Here is a 17,095-nt window from a genome sequence, read left to right as displayed (position 1 = left end):
CGGCGGGGCTCGTTAGCGCGCGTGCCGCCTGCGCCAGTCGCTCGGCGTCTCGCCGGTCAGCTTCCTGAAGGCTGCTGCGAACGCCGTCTGCGACGAATAGCCCAGCGCCGCGGCGATCGAGACGACCGCTTCGTCGCTGTCGCGCAGCATCTTCATGGCCTGCTCGAGCCGGTGTTGGCGCAGCCACGAGTGCGGGGAAAGGCCGGTGCTCTCCTTGAAGGCGCGGCAGAAGTGAAAGCGCGATAGTCCGGCATCGGAAGCCAGCGCATCGAGCGAGACGTCCGCATCGCTGTCCGAGCGCAATCGTTCGATCGCACGGAGCAGGATCTTCGGCGACAGCCCGCCCATGGTCGGCTGGAGCGTGGCTGGCGAACCTGTGTGCGCAACCAGCAGGCGCGTGGCCAGAAGATCCGTCAGCTGATGCCGAAACAGCGTATCCAGGGCTTCGTTGCCTCCCAGCGTATCAGCCGCGCTCAGGAGCAGCCGAGACGTAATGGGGTCAGGATGCGCCGTCCGTTCCAGCAGCTCGTTCGTTCCCGTGATCTCGGCTTCGCGAGCAACGCGCTTCAACGTTGCATCGGGAAGATACAGTTGAACCACATCCACGGGCTTCGGAATGTCCCAGCGGGAGCTTGATCCTTCCGGAATGATGACCACGACCCCGCGACGAAACGTGCCGATCGCAACCGATTTTCCTGTCCGCCGCTCCATGCGCTGCACCATGCCGTTATGGGCCATGATCACGTGGTGGCTCATGGGCTTGACGACGTCGTGCAATCGATCATGTTTCCAATGGGCAATCCCGGCGCCGGAGGAGTCCAGTGCCATGCGAAGTGGCTCGGTCCCGAGCACGCGCGCCATTTCCGCATCGGCGCGTCGCTCGGAGCTCGAGCGATCGTGCGGCTGTGAGCCCGGCGGGGGTGGCAAGCCCTGGTGCGAGGGATTGCGCATGAGTGCAGTGCTCCCGGTCATTGCGTGGCTCCTCCTGATCAGCTCAAGCTTTCGATCAGTGTCCGTACTTGTACGGGTCGGCGCGTGTTCTATGCGCTGCGAAGGTTCCGTGTATTTCCTGAAGCGGTGATGCCTTGTCCGATCCTGCTCCAAGCCGGCGCGCGCTTTCACAAACGCACGATGGACCGGCGATGCGCTGGCCAAGGCATTGACCGGGATTGCGCGAGAGAAATCAAAACTCGTTGAAATTGCTCGTGAAAGGCGGTCTGAGGCAATAAATGCGGCGGGCCGTCATGCGGCTGTCGCTCCGACGCGCTGGTCTGGACCGCCGCTTGGCGATGTCGGATAATTGGGCGTGATTTGGCGATGGCGCCGCGCTCCCAAGTCTCCTCTCACACGAGATCCACGCCCGAGATTCCCGCCATGACACAGGCAGCTGCCTTCGCGCAGAAGGTCGAACGGTTTCTGCATCTGAAAGATGCGCCGCCAACGCTGGCCACGCGTTCGCTGCGCAGCGCGGAGCTCGCCGTCACCGAAACCCGGGATGACCATCCAATGCCGCGTCTTTCCGATTCGATGCCCTCGGAGGACGCCTATCTCGTTGGCCTGAAATTTCGCGATTTCGCCGATTGCGAGTGCTGGGAGCGCGGCCGCTGCGTAATCAAGAGCGATATCCAAGCCGGCGCGACATACCTGTACGACCTGAAACGCGATCCGCGCTACGTGATCGACAAGCCTTTCCATTCCCTGTTTTTCTATCTGCCCCGTTCAGTGCTGGACGACATGGCGAGGCAAGGCGGCGCGCCAAGGATTGGCGAACTCGCCTATCAGCCCGGCGTCGGCCATGACGATATGACGATCCGCCATCTCGGCGCATCGTTCCTGGCGGCATTGCGCCAGCCTGATGAGGCCAACCAGCTCTTCATCGACCACATGATGCTCGCGCTCGCCGCACATGTTGCGACGACCTACGGCGGATTGCGGTGCGCCGCCGAGCCGGCGCGCGGCGGCCTTGCTCCTTGGCAGGTCAAGCGGGCCTGCGAAAGGCTGGAATCCGATCTCCGCGGAAAGCTCTCACTGGACAAGATCGCAGCCGAGTTCGATCTCTCCGTCAGTCATTTTTCGCGTGCATTTCGCGTCTCCACCGGCCTGCCGCCGCACCAATGGCTGCTGCGCCAGCGCGTGGACACGGCCAAGCAATTGATGACGGTGCGCGACCTGTCGCTGGCGGAGATTGCGATATCGGCCGGGTTCGCCAATCAAAGCCACTTCACCCGGGTATTTTCCTCGGTGGTCGGGATGAGCCCGGGAATATGGCGCCGCGAGGCGCAGGGCGTGCCGGAAAGCGAAACGTGATCCGGGCTCAAGACGCCATCCGCTCAACGGCGCCTTGCCTGAGAGATGGCATAGGCGGCGCTGCGCGCTGCAAACATCTCGTCCGGCGGCTGGCCGATGCCGTCGGCAAGATTGGCCGGATTGAACGCGGAGCCGTCGCACGCCTCGTTTGATTCTGTGCCCGTGATCACGATCGTTCCGAGGCGCACCGCTTCGCGCGCATCCTCATCGGGCCAACGCGCGGTCACGTCCATGATGGGGTCGCCGGGCCGGTCCAGCAGCGCCATCACGCTGAACCTGACATCGCGTGCCCCGATCCGGGCTTCGAGCTCGCCGCGCAGAAGGCCGGGGGACTCGGGTGCGGCGGCGTCCTCGGGCGGCCTGCCTTCCTCGCCGACCGGCGCGACCTTGAATTTGATGAACCGTGTCTCGCCCTTTGCATTCGTCGCGGGAAAGGCGTGCACGCCCCAATAGGTCGTGCACGCAAGGCTTGCGGGTGGCGGGTGCACGGCAAGGTAGCTTGCCTGATGCAGCGTTTCGGGATTGGCGGCGGAGAATGCCTCGACCTGCGCCATGTCCTGCTTGCCGTCCGGTCCCGGCATGCGCGCCTGGAGGAACGCCAGCATCTGGTCGAGCGTTCTGGCGAAATGAACCGGGGCGCTCTGGGTGAAGATCTCGGAGCGCTGATCCCCGCTGCCGAGCCGGAAGCTGAAGCCGCGCAGCGAGCACCTGTCAGTGACCACCGCATCCGGGGTGCAGCCGTCCGCCGAGAACCGCGCCAGCACCCGGGACGGCTTGGTGAAGCTGCGGGATCTGGTGATCTCCTTGGCCTGATGCGACGGGGTGTAGGTGCCGCGAACGCATTGGCCCCAGGCAAAGCTCGCCCGTGCCTTTGGCGGAAGCCCGGCAACCGCCTTCAGGGCATCGACAACAGACGTCGGCGTGGCAGCGCCGCTGGGGAACTGAGGCAGGACGAAACCCTAGGTTCGAACGATGGCGCTCGTTTGTGACGCAGGGCGGATCGAGCTTCTTTCCCAAAGCGGGCGCGCCTTGTCCGATCCTGCGACAAATCTCGCGGCTCGCTTGCTCGGGGCCGCCGCGCGCTATGAAGACGCCGCCCCCTAGTCCGACGCCAGCCCCGTCCTCCGCCGCAAATCCGTGATCGCCCGCAGAAAGCTGTCCGCAGGCGTCGTCTCGGGATCGATCAGCCGGTGCAGGCGAAAGCCGTCTTCGAGCGCCAGCACGACGGAGGCCATCCAGGGCGGATTCAGATTGTCGTTGCGTCCGTTGCTCTTCAACGTCGCCTCGACGATGTCGGCCACCAGCTTGCGCCGCGCGCGCAGGCGCTTGGCAAGCTCGGGACGGCGCTTCTCGGCGCGGGCGACGAACAGGATCATCTCCATGTGCAGCAGCGGCGAGCGGATCGGCCCGATTACGCCGCGGGCCAGAAGGCGCTTGTCCAGATCGAGATTGAGGTTGGTCGTTCACGAGCCCGGGTTCATTTCGGCGCGCGGCTGGATTGAGGCACGGGGCAATCGACCCCGAATTTCTCGGCGCGAAGAACCGGGTCCGAAATCCGCGCGATGCGTGCGCAGGCCTTGGTGGCGATGGCGTAGGTCTCCGGCGACGCGTTCCTCTGCGGCAGGCTTGTCAGCTCGCCGCTCCAAATCCGGGTCATATACTCCTTCAGATCACGGTCGCGTACCAAGTCGAATTTCGCGGCAAGCCTGACGACCTCGTTGGATGGCCGGTCGTGCGTGCCTCGCAGCATTGCGATGGCCTTGTCGGAATAGGCCAGCGTGTCGTCGAAAAAAATCAGCGGGCGAACGCTCTTGTACATATAGTTGCGCGCCGCCGGATAGCCTTGAGGCCCAAGACTCGTAATGATCCTCAAGCAGCCCTCGTATTGCCATGTCGCAAGATCGTGGTGTTCCACGAAGATCCGGATGACCCGGTCGAGCAACGCCTGGGCACTTGGCAGCCGCTCACTCAGTTTCCACTCGCGCAGGGAGGGGTTGGCAACCGATTGGCTGGCGATACATTCGTCGCAGATGCCCGGTGTCTCGAGACGCTGCACCACCTTCTCGACCAGCAATGCGGTCTGGTCATTGGTGAGGCCCTTCGCAAAATCCGTCACCGCCGTCCAGCCCTCGCTTTCACGTCCGACGAGAGACGTGGCGGCATCTATCGAGCGCTGGTCGACAATGCCCTTGTCCCGCGCTGCAATCAGCATAGCTGCGACGCTCTTCGGGCTGACATTGGCCAGCTTCGCAAATGTCTGCGCCTGATCCAGCGTTTCCGAAGCGCTCAACGTCGCGAGCGGCACAGGCCCGCCGCGGTCCGAGGCGTAAGGAGGAGTGACGCCGTAGATCGCGCTGATCATCTTCGGGGAATCGATCTCGTCGAGCCCGTACCGTACGGGATGGGAGATCCCGGAGCCGATTTCCCAAGGGCGTGTCGAAGGGGAAAAGAAGCCGAATAGCGGAAAATAGGACAGCACGTAGGCTTGTCCCTGATACCACGAGAACAGCGGTCGCTCCTGGCCGCCGGTCCGCAATCTAGCTTGAGTCTCATTGCAGCAGCCAGAGCCGCCGTTGTTGACGCCGATCCGGTAGAATTGCTCGATCACCAGACCGTCGGGTATCTCGGCGAGGCTGCGCCATTTGAAACATTCGTCAGAACGCCGCTCGTTCTGCAATTGCTGCGAAGCCTGCTTTTCTTCGGCCGAGCACGCATCGCCCCTCGCAAGCGAAACCTCTTCAATGCTGGAAATCTTCTGGTTTGAACTGTCGAGCCGCAGCTTGATCAGGCGATCGACACGACCATCGGCGACGATCTTGTTGTCGACGGTCGGTGGCGACTTCACGATCAGCGTGCGTTGAGCGCTGGCTTCTGGACTGATCGGGCGATCCCATACCTTCGGATCAATACTCTTCTGCAGCCGCCACTGGCCGACGACGGACGCGCCGGCCCATATTGCGATGAAAACAAGAGGCGAGAGCGCCAATCCCGGCTTCGATCGCGCCATCCCATAGATCACCAATCCGATCATCACCGCGAACCAGACGAAATTCATCAGGCCTGCGATCGTCGGGGCGACGAAGGCGAGCATTAACACCGGGAATTGTACCACGCCGAGCAGTACGAACGCGACGGTCAGGATGAGAAGACCAACGACGATCTGCCCCAGGATGCGCATGAGAAGCTGGCTCTCGAACGACCGGCGTCCGGTCAATGAGGTTGTGGTTGCTTTGGGCTGCTACTCTTATCCGGAAGTCCTGCGCCGACGTTGCCCAAACTTCTTCGGCAATCATTTGGCGTAAATGATGAGTTAATCGCCCGCGGACGGAAGATGCCGCGACACCCTAGTCCGACGCCAGCCCCGTCCTCCGCCGCAAATCCGTGATCGCCCGCAGAAAGCTGTCCGCAGGCGTCGTCTCGGGATCGATCAGCCGGTGCAGGCGAAAGCCGTCTTCGAGCGCCAGCACGACGGAGGCCATCCAGGGCGGATTCAGATTGTCGTTGCGTCCGTTGCTCTTCAACGTCGCCTCGACGATGTCGGCCACCAGCTTGCGCCGCGCGCGCAGGCGTTTGGCAAGCTCGGGACGGCGCTTCTCGGCGCGGGCGACGAACAGGATCATCTCCATGTGCAGCAGCGGCGAGCGGGCGAGGGGATCCTGCCGCGAGCGGTCCATCGCCTTCAGCGCAGCGATGAAGTCGTCGAGATTGTCGTGCTGGGCGAGGATGTCGAGGTTGCGCCGGATCGACTGCTCGACATGGTCCTCGAGCATGGCGATGATCAGCTCGTCCTTGCTCTTGAAGTTGGAATAGAACGCGCCGCGGGTGAAGCCTGCCGCCGCCGCGATCGCCTCGATGCTGGCGCCGCCGATGCCGTCCTGCTCGAACACGCGCGCGGCCGCCTCGAACAATTTGTCGCGCGTATCGTCCCTGGTAGGCCTGGTTCTCACCCTTGACATCGGACGAGGTTAGGGCAGAATGCAACTCGATACAACAATGTATCGAGTTGATAAATTTTGGGGATGGTTACGCCGGGCAGTGGGGCTGCGATCGGCGTATTCGTGTCATCGGCAACCGATTGAGGTCACCATGAACGAGCACGTGCAAGGCGCAGGCGGACCGCTGTTCAACCCGCTGTCGCCGGACTTCATCCGCGATCCCTATCCGCACTATGAACGGCTGCGCACGAACGATCCGATCCACGTGACGCCGTTCGGCCAGTTCGTCACCAGTCGCCACGCCGACGTCAGCCTCGTGATGCGCGACAAGCGCTTCGGCAAGGATTTCGTCGAGCGCTCCAAGCGCCGATATAGCGCCGCCATCATGGACGAGCCGGTGTTCCGCAGCATGAGCCACTGGATGCTGCAGGCCGATCCGCCCGACCACACCCGCCTGCGCGGCCTCGTCGTGAAGGCCTTCACCGCCCGCCGCGTCGAGGACATGCGGCCGCGCATCCAGGCAATCGTCGACCAGGCCATCGATGCCGTGATCGAGCGTGGCCACATGGACCTGATCGAGGATTTCGCCTTCCGCCTGCCCGTCACCATCATCTGCGAGATGCTCGGCATCCCCGAGGACCATCGCGAGGTCTTCTACAAGAGCTCGCGTGACGGCGGGCGGCTGCTCGACCCCGTTCCGCTCACTGCCGAGGAGATCAGGAAGGGCAACGAGGGCAACCTGATGGCGCAGATGTATTTCCAGCAGCTGTTCGAGCTGCGCCGCAAGAACCCCGGGGACGATCTCACCACCCAGCTGGTGCAGGCCGAGGAGGACGGCAACAAGCTCACCAATGAGGAGCTGACCGCCAACATCATCCTCTTGTTCGGCGCCGGCCACGAGACCACCGTCAATCTCATCGGCAACGGCCTGCTCGCGCTCCACCGCAATCCGGACCAGCTTGCGCTGCTCAAGGCGCGCCCCGAGCTGATGGCAGGCGCGATCGAGGAATTCTTGCGCTACGATTCCTCGGTGCAGATGACCGGACGCGTCGCGCTGGAGGAGATCGAGGATCTCGGCGGCAAGAGGATCCCCAAGGGCGAGACCGTGCTGTGCCTGCTCGGCTCGGCCAACCGCGATCCCGCGGTCTATCCCGATCGGCCCGACCAACTCGATGTCACCCGCCAGAATGTGAAACCGCTGTCGTTCGGTGGCGGTATCCATTTCTGCCTCGGTGCCCAGCTGGCGCGCATCGAGGCCGAGATCGCCATTGCCACGCTGCTGCGGCGGCTGCCCGATTTGCGCATCGACAACGTCGAAAACCCGGAATGGCGGCCGACCTTCGTGCTGCGCGGCCTGAAGCGGCTGCCGGCGAGCTGGTGAGGCGCGCCGGCATTAACCTCCGCGCGCAACAGTCGCTGTGACTTCGCCACACTTCCCCCTATATAAGGGGCTGTTCCGGCACGCCTGAAGTCCACTAAGGCCAGGGTTTGGTCCGGATGCCGGTTTGGCCGAGGGGAGACCCGTGCAGACGACGCTGCTCGGATTGGCGATTGCCTTCATTATTGCGCTGCTGGCCGCGCTGATCGGGCCTTACTACGTCGACTGGAACCAGTTCAGGCCCCAGTTCGAGGCGGAGGCTGGCAAGATCATCGGCGTACCGGTGCGGGTCGCGGGCGAGCTCGACGCGCGGCTGTTGCCGGCGCCGACGCTGCGGCTGCGCCAGGTCACCTTCGGCGGCAACAACGATCTCGGCCGCCTGCGCGCCGACAAGCTCGATGTCGAGTTCAGCCTGGGCTCCTTGATGCGCGGCGAATGGCGCGCCACCGAGCTTTCGGTGGGCGGCATGGCGGTCGACCTCGGCCTCGATGCCCGGGGGCGGGTCGATCTGCCCTCCACCGCGAGCGGCACCTTCAATCTGGCCTCGCTTGCCATCGAGCGGGTCAATCTCACCGGCCGCATTGCGCTCCACGATGCCGCCAGCCGCTCGACGCTGGAGCTGAACGACATCGCCTTCTCCGGCGACGTCCGCTCACTCGCGGGCTCGGTGCGCGGCGACGGAAGATTCACCGCCGCCGGGGTGCGCTATCCGTTCCGCGTCTCCTCCGGCCCGAGCGCCGACGGCAGTGCCACCCGTCTCCATCTCAACATCGATCCCGGCGAGCGTGCCATCCTCGCCGATCTCGAGGGCGTGCTCGCCTTCGACAACCGCCTGCCGAAATTCGACGGTGCGCTGACGCTGGCCGTGCCGGCGGTCAAGAAGGCGGGCGAGGCGGGTCCAACGCCGTGGAAGCTCACGACCAAGCTTAGGGCGGATCCAGCCGGTGCGAAGTTCGAGCAGATCGACGCGAGCTTCGGCGCTGAAGACAATGCGCTGAAGCTCGGCGGCGTCGGCGACCTCAAATTCGGCGCCTCGCCGCTGCTGCGCGCGGTGCTGTCGGCGCGCCAGGTCGATGCCGACAGGCTCGCGGGCAAGGATGATGCCGAGCCGCTCCGCATCCTGCCGGCGCTGCGCGCGGGGCTGGCTGCCATTCCGCAGGCGCCGATCCCGGCGCAGATCGAGTTCAATTCCGACCAGATCATGCTCGGCGGCCGCCCGCTGCAGAACATCGCGGCCGAGCTTCAGACCGATGGACGATCCTGGACCTTCCAGCGGCTCGAGCTGCGCGCGCCCGGCATGACGCAGCTCTCGCTCAACGGCGCAGCTCCCGGCGCCGACAGTTTCAGCGGTCGTCTCAGTGTCGAATCCTCCGATCCTGACGCGCTGGTGGCCTGGTTGCAGGGCCGCAGCGAGATCAACCGCCGCAGCACGCGGCCGCTGCGCCTTGCCGGCGACGTAACCATCGCCGCCAACCATCTCGCCATCGACAGGCTGAAGGCCGACATCGAAGGCGGCGCCGTCACGGGCCGCATCGCCTTCGTGCAAACAGGCGCGAGCAAGGGCTCGCGGATCGACGCCGAGCTCAAGGCCGATCGGCTCGATCTCGACGCCGCCGCGAGCTTTGTGCGCGCGCTTGCGGGGCCGCAGGGCGAATGGCCGGAAGAGGCAAAGCTCTCGCTCGATATCGGCCGCGCCATCTCCGCCGGCCAGGAGCTGCGGCCGTTCGCGGCAAAGCTCGGTTACGGCCCGGCATCGCTGTCGCTGGAGCAGCTGCGCTTCGGCCAGGCCAGCGGCGTGACCACCGAGGCGAGCGGCAGCTTCGACCGCACCAAGGCCACCGGCAAGCTCGCGCTGAAGTCCTCGGCCAATGCGCTGCGCGAGCTCACCGCGTTGATCGAGCCGTTTGCGCCTGCGGTCCGCGCCCGTTTCGATGCCATCCCCTCATTACCAGGCGCGACCCGCCTCAAGCTCGATCTCAGCCTCGACAGGAATGCCGAGCATGCCGATCGCAGCAATGCCCGCGCCGTGCTCGACCTCGACGCGCCGCAGCTCAAGGCCAGTGCGACGCTGGCTGCGCAGACGCCGGTGGCGGCGGTCAACGGCATCGATATCGACAAATTGCGCAACAGCGACTTCACGCTGGACTCGAAGATATCGACGCCGCAGGCCGGCGCGCTGCTGGCGCTGCTCGGGCTCGATCGCGTGGTGGCCGCAGGCGAGGGCGCGTCGCAATTCGAAGGCAAGCTGACCGGTGCATGGCGGCGGCCGTTGCAATTGAACGCCAAGCTCAGCGGCGGCGGGCTCGACGCCGATGCGCAGGGCAGCGTCGAATTGTCGGAGCCGAAAGCCAGCGTGAACCTGCGCGTGCGTAACGCCAATCTGGCGCCGCTGTTCGGGACCAGCCCGGCCGGCAAATCGATGCAGGCCGTCAGCCTGTCCTCCCGCCTCACGCTCTCCGGCAACCGCCTGACCTTCGACGATCTCGACGGCAATGCAGCGGGCTCGCATTTGCGCGGTCATCTGGCGGTGACGCTCGATCAGGAAAGGAGCGTCGACGGCGAAGTCGGCCTCGATACGCTCGATCTGGCGCCCGCGCTGGCGATGGCGATCGGCGCGGCGGGACACGAGTCCGGCGAGCCGCTGAGCGCGGGGTTGTTGGGCGGCTGGCGCGGCCGCATCGCCTTCCAGGCGTTGCGCGGGATGTTGCCCGGCGGCATCGAGCTGCGCCCGTTCGGCGGCACGCTGCGAAGCGACGGCCAGTCGCTCGCACTCGATGCATTAAAGGGCGGCCTCAGTGGCGGCGAGATGTCGGCGAGCCTCGACGCACGCAACGGCGCGAATGGTCTTGCGCTGAACGCGCGCATCGATCTCAGCAATGTCGATGCGGCGACGCTGCGCTATCGCGATCTCGCGCTGCCGAAGGGGCGCGCCTCGGTGCAGATGGCGCTGACCAGCCAGGGCCGCAGCGTCGCGGCACTCACCGGTGCGCTCGCCGGCAACGGCACGGTGACGCTGGACTCCGCGGAAATCGGCGGCCTCAATCCGCGCGCCTTCGAGATCGCGATTCGCGCCAGCGATGGCGGCCAGGTCGCCGACGACAACCGCCTGCGCCAGCTGGTCGAGCCCGCGCTTGCCGCCGCACCGATCGCGGTGGCCTCGGCGCAGATCCCGTTCACGATCCGCGACGGTCGCTTGCGCGTCGGCGCCACGCCGCTGGAAGCGAAGAACGCCCGCGCCATCGTCTCCGGCGGCTATGACATTCCCGCCGACCAGGCCGACATCCGCGCCAGCCTGACGCCGATCATGACCGGCCTCTCCGGCGCCCCGCCGGAGATCCAGCTGTTCGCGGCCGGCCCTCCCGACAAGCTCAATCGCACGATCGACCTTGCGCCGCTGTCGTCCTGGCTTGCGGTGCGCACGATCGACCGCGAGACGCGCCGGCTCGACGCCATCGAGCGCGGCGAGCCGCCGCCGGCGACCGCGGCGCTGCCGACGCTGGTGTCTCCGGATGCAGCGCCCGAGCAGGCGCCGGTTAACGTGCCGCTGCCGGGCCAAGATCCGCGCCGCGCGCCGTCAAAGCCGAAAGCCGCGCCGCTGCCGAAGGCTCCGCAGGCCGCTCCCGCAGCTCCAAGCCCGCCGCTTGCCCAACAGCTTGCGCCGCTGCCGCCGGCCATCGACGTGAAGCCCGCTCCGGGTCCGCCGCCCGCCAAGCCCAAGCCGAAGCCGCCGCTGGTGCTGACGCCGCAGAATCCGTAAGGGTGCCCTTGTTTAGAGAGATGAATCCGCGGGCTCGGTGCGACCTCTCCCGCTTGCGGGGGAGGTCGGCACGAAGCGCCGGGTGGGGGATGTCTCCACATTGGGAGTCTCTCCGTTGAGACAACCTCTCCCCAACCCTCTCCCGCAAGCGGGAGAGGGAGCGCACCTTCCGAGCCGCCTTGTCCGCCCGTAAACCCATTCCCTCGCATTTGAATGAATTTTGCCCGGCAAAACTGATTTGCCGATTTTACCGAATTCTCGCGTTTGATCTCTAGCGTCAGTTCCCAGGGAATCCGGTGTCCCGCCACGAGCGGCGGGGCGGCGCGCCAAAAGAACTGCCAAGAATTGGGGTTATCGAGATGAACGGGGCGAAAACGCTTCTACAGGATCTGGACGACGCGATCGCGCGCGGCACTGACGAGAGCCGGGCCAAGGCGTTGTGGCATGCGACCGACATTCTGATCACGGGCCGCTACAGCGACGACGAGATCAGCATGTTCGGCGAGGTCATCGGGCGGCTCGCCGACGAGATCGAGGTCGCTGCGCGGGCGCAGCTCTCGGAGCTGATGTCGGCGTGCGATCACGCTCCGCTCAACGTCATCGAAAAGCTGGCGCTCGACGACGAGATCGAGGTCGCAGGTCCCGTGCTGCGCGACTCCACTCGTCTCGACGAGAAGATGCTGGTCGAGAGCGCCATGACCAAGGGCCAGTCGCATCTGCTCGCGATCGCCCAGCGCAAATCGATCGGCGAGGCCGTCACCGACGTGCTGGTCAAGCGCGGCGATCAGGAGGTCGTGACGTCGGTGGCCAGGAACGAGGGCGCGCGTTTCTCCGGTTCGGGCCTGTTGCACATGGTCCGGCGCGCCGAAGGCGATTCGATCCTCGCCGAGCAGCTTGGCCTGCGCAAGGACGTGCCGCGCCACATCTTCCAGCAGCTGATCTCGAAGGCGTCGGAAGACGTCCGCCGCCGCCTCGAGACCGAGCGGCCCGAAATGATGGCGCAGATCCAGAGCTCGGTGACCGAGGTCACCGGCGATCTCCAGTCCAAGTTCGGCCCGTCCTCGCGCAGCTATTTCGTCGCCAAGCGCGTGGTGACGACGCAGCATCGCCAGGGCAACCTCAACCAGGATTCGATCTCGAACTATGCGCGCCAGCATCGCTTCGACGAGGTGCAGATCGGCCTGTCGCTGCTGTCGGCGCTGCCGGTTGACGTGATCGAGCGCGCGATGATGGACCGCAACCGCGAGATGATTCTGGTGCTGTGCAAGGCGCTCGACTTTTCCTGGGACACGACCATGTCGCTGCTGTTCCTCGGCGCCAAGGATCATCTGATCACGGCGCGCGAGCTACACGAAAACGAGCGCGATTTCGGCCGGCTCAAGATCGAGACCTCGCGCAGCGTCTTGAAGTTCTACCAGTCGCGCAAGACCGCGGATTCCATCGCCGGCGGCCGTCAGCCCGAGCTTCAGGTCCACTGAGCATCGTCCCGGAATTCGAAGGGGAGTATTTGCAATGTTGCCTCAATTCGGCACCGCGGTTCGCAAGAAGAACCTCAACAGCGCCGTCACCGCCGATCTCGGCGGCGGAGCACCCGACAAGGCGTCGGTGGACGCGGCCTGGCTCGTGCTGGAAGCCGCCAACGACCTCGGCGACCACGCCGCGATCGACGCCTGCCGCCGCGTCATCGACGCCGAGCTGACCGGCACGGTGGCCGGAAGCTCCGACATCGATCTCGTGCTGGGGTATTTCAGGTAGGATCCGCGAGGCCGCGCGGCGACGTCATCATGCATAAACAACAAGCTAAAGCGCGATGACGCTCCATCCTGATCGCATCGCGCCTTAAGGGGCTGGGCGGCTCAACCTCTTGCGCGGTGGTTACGTCGTCACCGCGCAGGAGGACCCGCGGCTTTCATCGACGGATTCGGTAGATCACCACGTCCTCGCCGTGACGGATCGTGCTCCGCTCGACCAGGTAATTCGATTTCTCCAGCACACGGCGCGATGCGCCGTTTGCGACATAGACAATGCCGATGAGAGACGGCAGCTCGAGCTGTGACAGCCCGATCGAGTGAGCGCAGTCGCGATCTCGCTGGCAAATCCGCGGCCCCAGACGCCGCGCACGAACGCATAGGCGATCTCGATCTCGTCGACGTCATTCACCAGGATGTGCCGGATGCCCGCCCGTCCGGCAAAGGCGCCGTCTTTCGTGCGCAGGGTCCACAGGCCGAAGCCGTATTGATCCCAATGCGCCATGTTGGCGACGAGATATTTCTCCGTTGCCTCCGCCGAGCGCACGCCGCCGAGATAACGCGACGCTTCGGGATCCAGATGGAGCGCGACGAGGTCGGCGAGGTGACTTTCGTTCAGCCGCTCGGCGTTCAGGTTGTCGGTACTGAAGCGATTCATGGAAGCAGAGTGTCGCCCGGAGCTGGTCGCGATCTGGATGTTATCGAGGCCGATGATGCCATCGTGCCGCTGTTTTGCCCGACAGGTCAACCGGCGCGCGGCGCTTTAGGTCGTTGTTCAAGCATGATCTTTCCGGAAAACCGCTGCGCACTTTTCCGGATCATGCTTTAGACCGGGCCGTGCGAGCCGGGCGGGACCATGTAGAGCGTCATCGCGAAGATCGCGTAGATGCAGAGCAGGAGCGCGCCGACGAACCAGGCGGAGCGTCCGCCATTGGTGACGAAGCTCGTCACCACGGCGGCGATCATGACCATGGTCACCGCGCCCGGCCAGAATTGAAGATCCATGGGCTGCGGCCCGACAACGTAGCTCAGCAGCACGAGAACGGGTGCGACGAACAAGGCGATCTGGCTGGCGCTTCCGAGCGCGATGCTCACGCTCATGTCGAGCCGGTTGCGGCGTGCCGCGGAAAACGCCACGGCCATCTCGGCCGCGGCCCCGACCAGGGCAACGACGATGAACCCGACGAATGCCGGGGTCATGCCGAGCGTTTCGGCGGCCTTCTGCACCGACGCGACGAAGATTTCGCTCACGAGCGCAACCAGCACGGTGACGATCCCCAGTGTCGGAACGGCGATTGCAATCGGCAGTATCGGGCCGCCAGCCTCGCCATGGTCGCTGCTTGCAAACAGCTCCTTGTGCGTTTTCAGCGAGAACAGCAGGCCGAGACCATAGGCCGCGATCAGCAGGACCGCCAAGGCGGTGCTCAAGCGCTGCACCGTCGCCTCGTGTCCGGGAAAGTCGAGATCGGCCACGGCCGAGGGTGACAACAGCGCAATCGTGGCCATCAGCAGCAGCGCGGAATGGAGCCTGCCACCTGCCCGGTTGTATTCCTGCACGCGATGCCTCAATCCGCCCAGGAACAGCGATGCGCCCAGCATGAACAGCGAGTTGGTCACGATCGCACCCGCGATCGAGGCTTTGACCAGCATGTATTGACCGGCCTGCAACGCTGTGACCGCGATGATGAGCTCCGTGAGATTGCCAAGCGTGGCGTTCAACAGCCCACCGACCGCATCGCCTGTCTTCTCGGCCACGGCCTCCGTCGCGTGGCTGAGCAGGCTCGCGAGCGGCACGATGGCGATCACGGCCAGCACGAACAGCAGCGTATGCGCGTCCGGCATGACGTGCTCGAGCACGATCACGACAGGCACGACAATCAGCAGCCACAGCAGCGGGCTGTGCCGGATTTCCCTGAGCAGCGCATTCATAGTCCGTCCTTCGCGGTCAGACCTCGACGCTGCCGCCGGAGAGGGGCCCGGTGTTGATCTAGCTCAACGGCTTGCGCGCCCTCGAACCGGCGCCTCAATAGCAGGGCGGCTGATATCCGCACGCCCGGCGATAGCCATAGGCGCCAAAGGCGGCGGCTCCCGCCGCTGCTGCGCTGCATCTGGCCTTCCTCGCTGGCGAATTCGACAAGCCATTCGAGTTGATCTGCATCAAGCGCTGCGATCACGGCCAAACCACAACAGCAACCGGGCTGGTTGGCGAGGCGTTGGTGCGAGCGATGATTCCGACTTGGTACGTCACCTTTGAAGTTCGAAAACGGGGGCTACTTTTGAGACAGCGGAGTCCGCGTGAGACGAAGACTTTCGCGACCGAGCATGAAGCCAAGCTGTTCGCGCGTGCCAGGCTCGACGAGGGGCTTGCGGTCTTTGCAGGCACGATCAACCCCCATCTTCCCAGGCGGCTCATCCCATCCTCCGGCATCCACGCTTGGCTTGCCGACGAACAAGACAGCACTTCGCGCTCCGAGATGGATGGCGAGTAAGCACGTTATCGTGCACAGACGTGGCGCTTGAGTGTTGCCATTTTGGTACGAGCCAAAGCTTCCCTCGCGCGTAACCTTCGAGACGTTCGCAATATGCACGCCAGCCTGCATAAGGCTCAATTTTTGAACGGCAGAGATCTAGGAAAAGGGGATTCGACGATGAAGAAGCTCTCGATAGCTGCGATCGGCTTCGCGGCGCTGAGCATGGTGGCTCCGGCCATGGCTGCCGATATGGCTGTCAAGGCAGCGCCGCCGCCGGTACCTGTGATGGCAGTCTATAACTGGACGGGATTCTACATCGGCGCCAACGGCGGCTGGGGGCAGAGCCGTGGCTGCGTGGACTTCGTGACGGCCGCAGGGACGCTCGCAAGTGGTTGCGCCGATCGCTCCGGCGGCTTGATCGGCGGACAGCTCGGGTATCGCTGGCAGACCAATCAGTTTGTGCTCGGCCTGGAAGCGCAGGGCGATTGGGCCGAGATCAAGAACACGCGTGTCAGCCTGATTGATCCGCTGGTCTCGACCACGGGCAAGACAGATGGCATCGGGCTCTTCACGGCCCAGGTAGGTTGGGCATGGAACGCCTCGCTGTTCTACCTGAAGGGCGGCGCGGCGGTGACCCGTAATCGCTTCGACATTTTCAACAACGTCACGGGCGTTGGCCTCGCCTCCGCAGGTCACACGCGCTGGGGCGGTGCTCTCGGTGTTGGCTGGGAATACGGCTTCACGCCGAACTGGTCGGTCGGTGTCGAGTACGACCATCTCTGGATGGGGCGCGACAACACCGCCTTCGCAGCCGGCGTGGTCACGCCCGGCGGGCTCGCGCTCACGGGCAGCGGCGTCACCCAGGATATCGACATGGTCACACTTCGGCTGAACTATCGCTTCGGCGGTTACGGCGCGCCGGTCACGGCTCGCTACTGATCTCAGGTCTTCCCGGTGAACTCAGGCCCCGGCATCGACCGGGGCCTTTTTCGTGGGAGATGAACAGACGCGAGAATGTCCGGCGTGTTCGAGTGCCGCACGAGCGCCATTGCGATCACCAGTCCCGGTAGCCAAACCACCCGAGCTGTGGTTGCCGCGTCGCCAGGACCATCTGCGGCGTCTGATGCCGTTTCGGTCGTGTCGCAATATGTTGCGACTTTCGCGGTCGCTTGTGCTCGATGGCTTCGCGCGGCGGCGGGTTCGCGCGTACCATCGCAAGTGCGTTGGCGACGGCGGGTGTCTCTGCTCGAATGACCGGCGGCTCTGTGCGGTCGAGGGAAGGAGGCTCCGTGATCGAAGGTGCAGATGCGACCGCCACGATCACTGGCGCGGTCGTATCGAGGACCACACGCTGGGGCCATTTGCGGTCCGAGTGAATGCGTATGGTCGCCCGATCCGCGATCGTCCTCTCGGCGACTTGCGCGCCGGGCAGACAAAAGTCCGCAACGAACAGGAGCGCGAGCAACGCCGCTCCGACCTTCCAGAAATAGGCCAATAAC

At 64.8% G+C, this 17,095-nt stretch carries 13 protein-coding genes and 2 pseudogenes; 7 read left to right on the top strand and 8 right to left on the bottom strand.

Features of this window, described 5'->3' with window-relative positions:
• Positions 1–12 precede the first annotated feature (12 nt).
• Positions 13–972: an AraC family transcriptional regulator gene (locus tag GGD66_RS09905; protein WP_177237001.1), complete on the bottom strand. Its 960-nt coding sequence runs from the start codon at positions 970–972 to the stop codon at positions 13–15.
• 402 nt (positions 973–1,374) lie between these two features.
• On the opposite strand from GGD66_RS09905, the gene GGD66_RS09900 reads away from it, so the two are divergent.
• A complete protein-coding gene (locus GGD66_RS09900; RefSeq protein WP_183257621.1) occupies positions 1,375–2,307 on the top strand; it encodes an AraC family transcriptional regulator in 933 nt (310 codons plus the stop codon).
• 23 nt (positions 2,308–2,330) lie between these two features.
• On the opposite strand, the gene GGD66_RS09895 is transcribed toward GGD66_RS09900, so the two are convergent.
• From GGD66_RS09895 to GGD66_RS09880, 4 genes and pseudogenes are all read right to left on the bottom strand, one after another.
• On the bottom strand, positions 2,331–3,206 hold the full coding sequence (locus GGD66_RS09895; RefSeq protein ID WP_246788819.1) for a catalase: 876 nt from the start codon (positions 3,204–3,206) through the stop codon (positions 2,331–2,333).
• Between the two features lie 201 nt (positions 3,207–3,407).
• Positions 3,408–3,707: pseudogene (locus tag GGD66_RS09890) on the bottom strand (TetR family transcriptional regulator C-terminal domain-containing protein); the annotation flags it as partial.
• A 77-nt stretch (positions 3,708–3,784) separates the two neighbouring features.
• Entirely contained in the window at positions 3,785–5,485 is a 1,701-nt protein-coding gene (locus GGD66_RS09885) for a hypothetical protein (RefSeq protein WP_183257531.1), read from the bottom strand.
• Between the two features lie 166 nt (positions 5,486–5,651).
• A complete protein-coding gene (locus tag GGD66_RS09880; RefSeq protein WP_092253363.1) occupies positions 5,652–6,263 on the bottom strand; it encodes a TetR/AcrR family transcriptional regulator in 612 nt (203 codons plus the stop codon).
• A 130-nt stretch (positions 6,264–6,393) separates the two neighbouring features.
• On the opposite strand from GGD66_RS09880, the gene GGD66_RS09875 reads away from it, so the two are divergent.
• From GGD66_RS09875 to GGD66_RS09860, 4 genes are all read left to right on the top strand, one after another.
• Positions 6,394–7,623, top strand: a complete 1,230-nt coding sequence (locus tag GGD66_RS09875) for a cytochrome P450 (protein ID WP_183257530.1) — start codon at positions 6,394–6,396, stop codon at positions 7,621–7,623.
• 142 nt (positions 7,624–7,765) lie between these two features.
• Positions 7,766–11,377 (top strand): AsmA-like C-terminal region-containing protein, encoded by a 3,612-nt coding sequence (locus GGD66_RS09870; RefSeq protein WP_183257529.1) that lies wholly within the window; start codon positions 7,766–7,768, stop codon positions 11,375–11,377.
• A gap of 359 nt (positions 11,378–11,736) precedes the next feature.
• The gene (locus GGD66_RS09865; RefSeq protein ID WP_177236959.1) at positions 11,737–12,855 is read left to right on the top strand and encodes a DUF2336 domain-containing protein; all 1,119 of its coding nucleotides are present in this window, start codon (positions 11,737–11,739) and stop codon (positions 12,853–12,855) included.
• A 34-nt stretch (positions 12,856–12,889) separates the two neighbouring features.
• Positions 12,890–13,132, top strand: coding sequence for a hypothetical protein (locus GGD66_RS09860; protein WP_092253357.1), 243 nt, complete (start codon positions 12,890–12,892; stop codon positions 13,130–13,132).
• A 154-nt stretch (positions 13,133–13,286) separates the two neighbouring features.
• Here GGD66_RS09860 and GGD66_RS09855 read toward each other — a convergent pair.
• Positions 13,287–13,783 (bottom strand): annotated as a pseudogene (locus GGD66_RS09855) (GNAT family N-acetyltransferase).
• A gap of 167 nt (positions 13,784–13,950) precedes the next feature.
• Positions 13,951–15,054 (bottom strand): calcium/proton exchanger, encoded by a 1,104-nt coding sequence (gene cax / locus GGD66_RS09850; RefSeq protein ID WP_183257528.1) that lies wholly within the window; start codon positions 15,052–15,054, stop codon positions 13,951–13,953.
• 218 nt (positions 15,055–15,272) lie between these two features.
• On the opposite strand from cax, the gene GGD66_RS09845 reads away from it, so the two are divergent.
• Both GGD66_RS09845 and GGD66_RS09840 read left to right on the top strand, forming a co-directional pair.
• The gene (locus GGD66_RS09845) at positions 15,273–15,614 is read left to right on the top strand and encodes a hypothetical protein (protein WP_409333976.1); all 342 of its coding nucleotides are present in this window, start codon (positions 15,273–15,275) and stop codon (positions 15,612–15,614) included.
• Between the two features lie 159 nt (positions 15,615–15,773).
• The gene (locus tag GGD66_RS09840; RefSeq protein ID WP_091961499.1) at positions 15,774–16,535 is read left to right on the top strand and encodes an outer membrane protein; all 762 of its coding nucleotides are present in this window, start codon (positions 15,774–15,776) and stop codon (positions 16,533–16,535) included.
• Between the two features lie 115 nt (positions 16,536–16,650).
• On the opposite strand, the gene GGD66_RS09835 is transcribed toward GGD66_RS09840, so the two are convergent.
• Positions 16,651–17,091: a hypothetical protein gene (locus GGD66_RS09835; protein ID WP_183257527.1), complete on the bottom strand. Its 441-nt coding sequence runs from the start codon at positions 17,089–17,091 to the stop codon at positions 16,651–16,653.
• Positions 17,092–17,095 lie beyond the last annotated feature (4 nt).

Source organism: Bradyrhizobium sp. CIR48 (assembly GCF_014198315.1).
Lineage (GTDB): Bacteria > Pseudomonadota > Alphaproteobacteria > Rhizobiales > Xanthobacteraceae > Bradyrhizobium.
The sequence above is the reverse complement of the archived record's forward strand: the minus strand, read 5'-3'. Positions and strand labels throughout refer to the sequence as shown.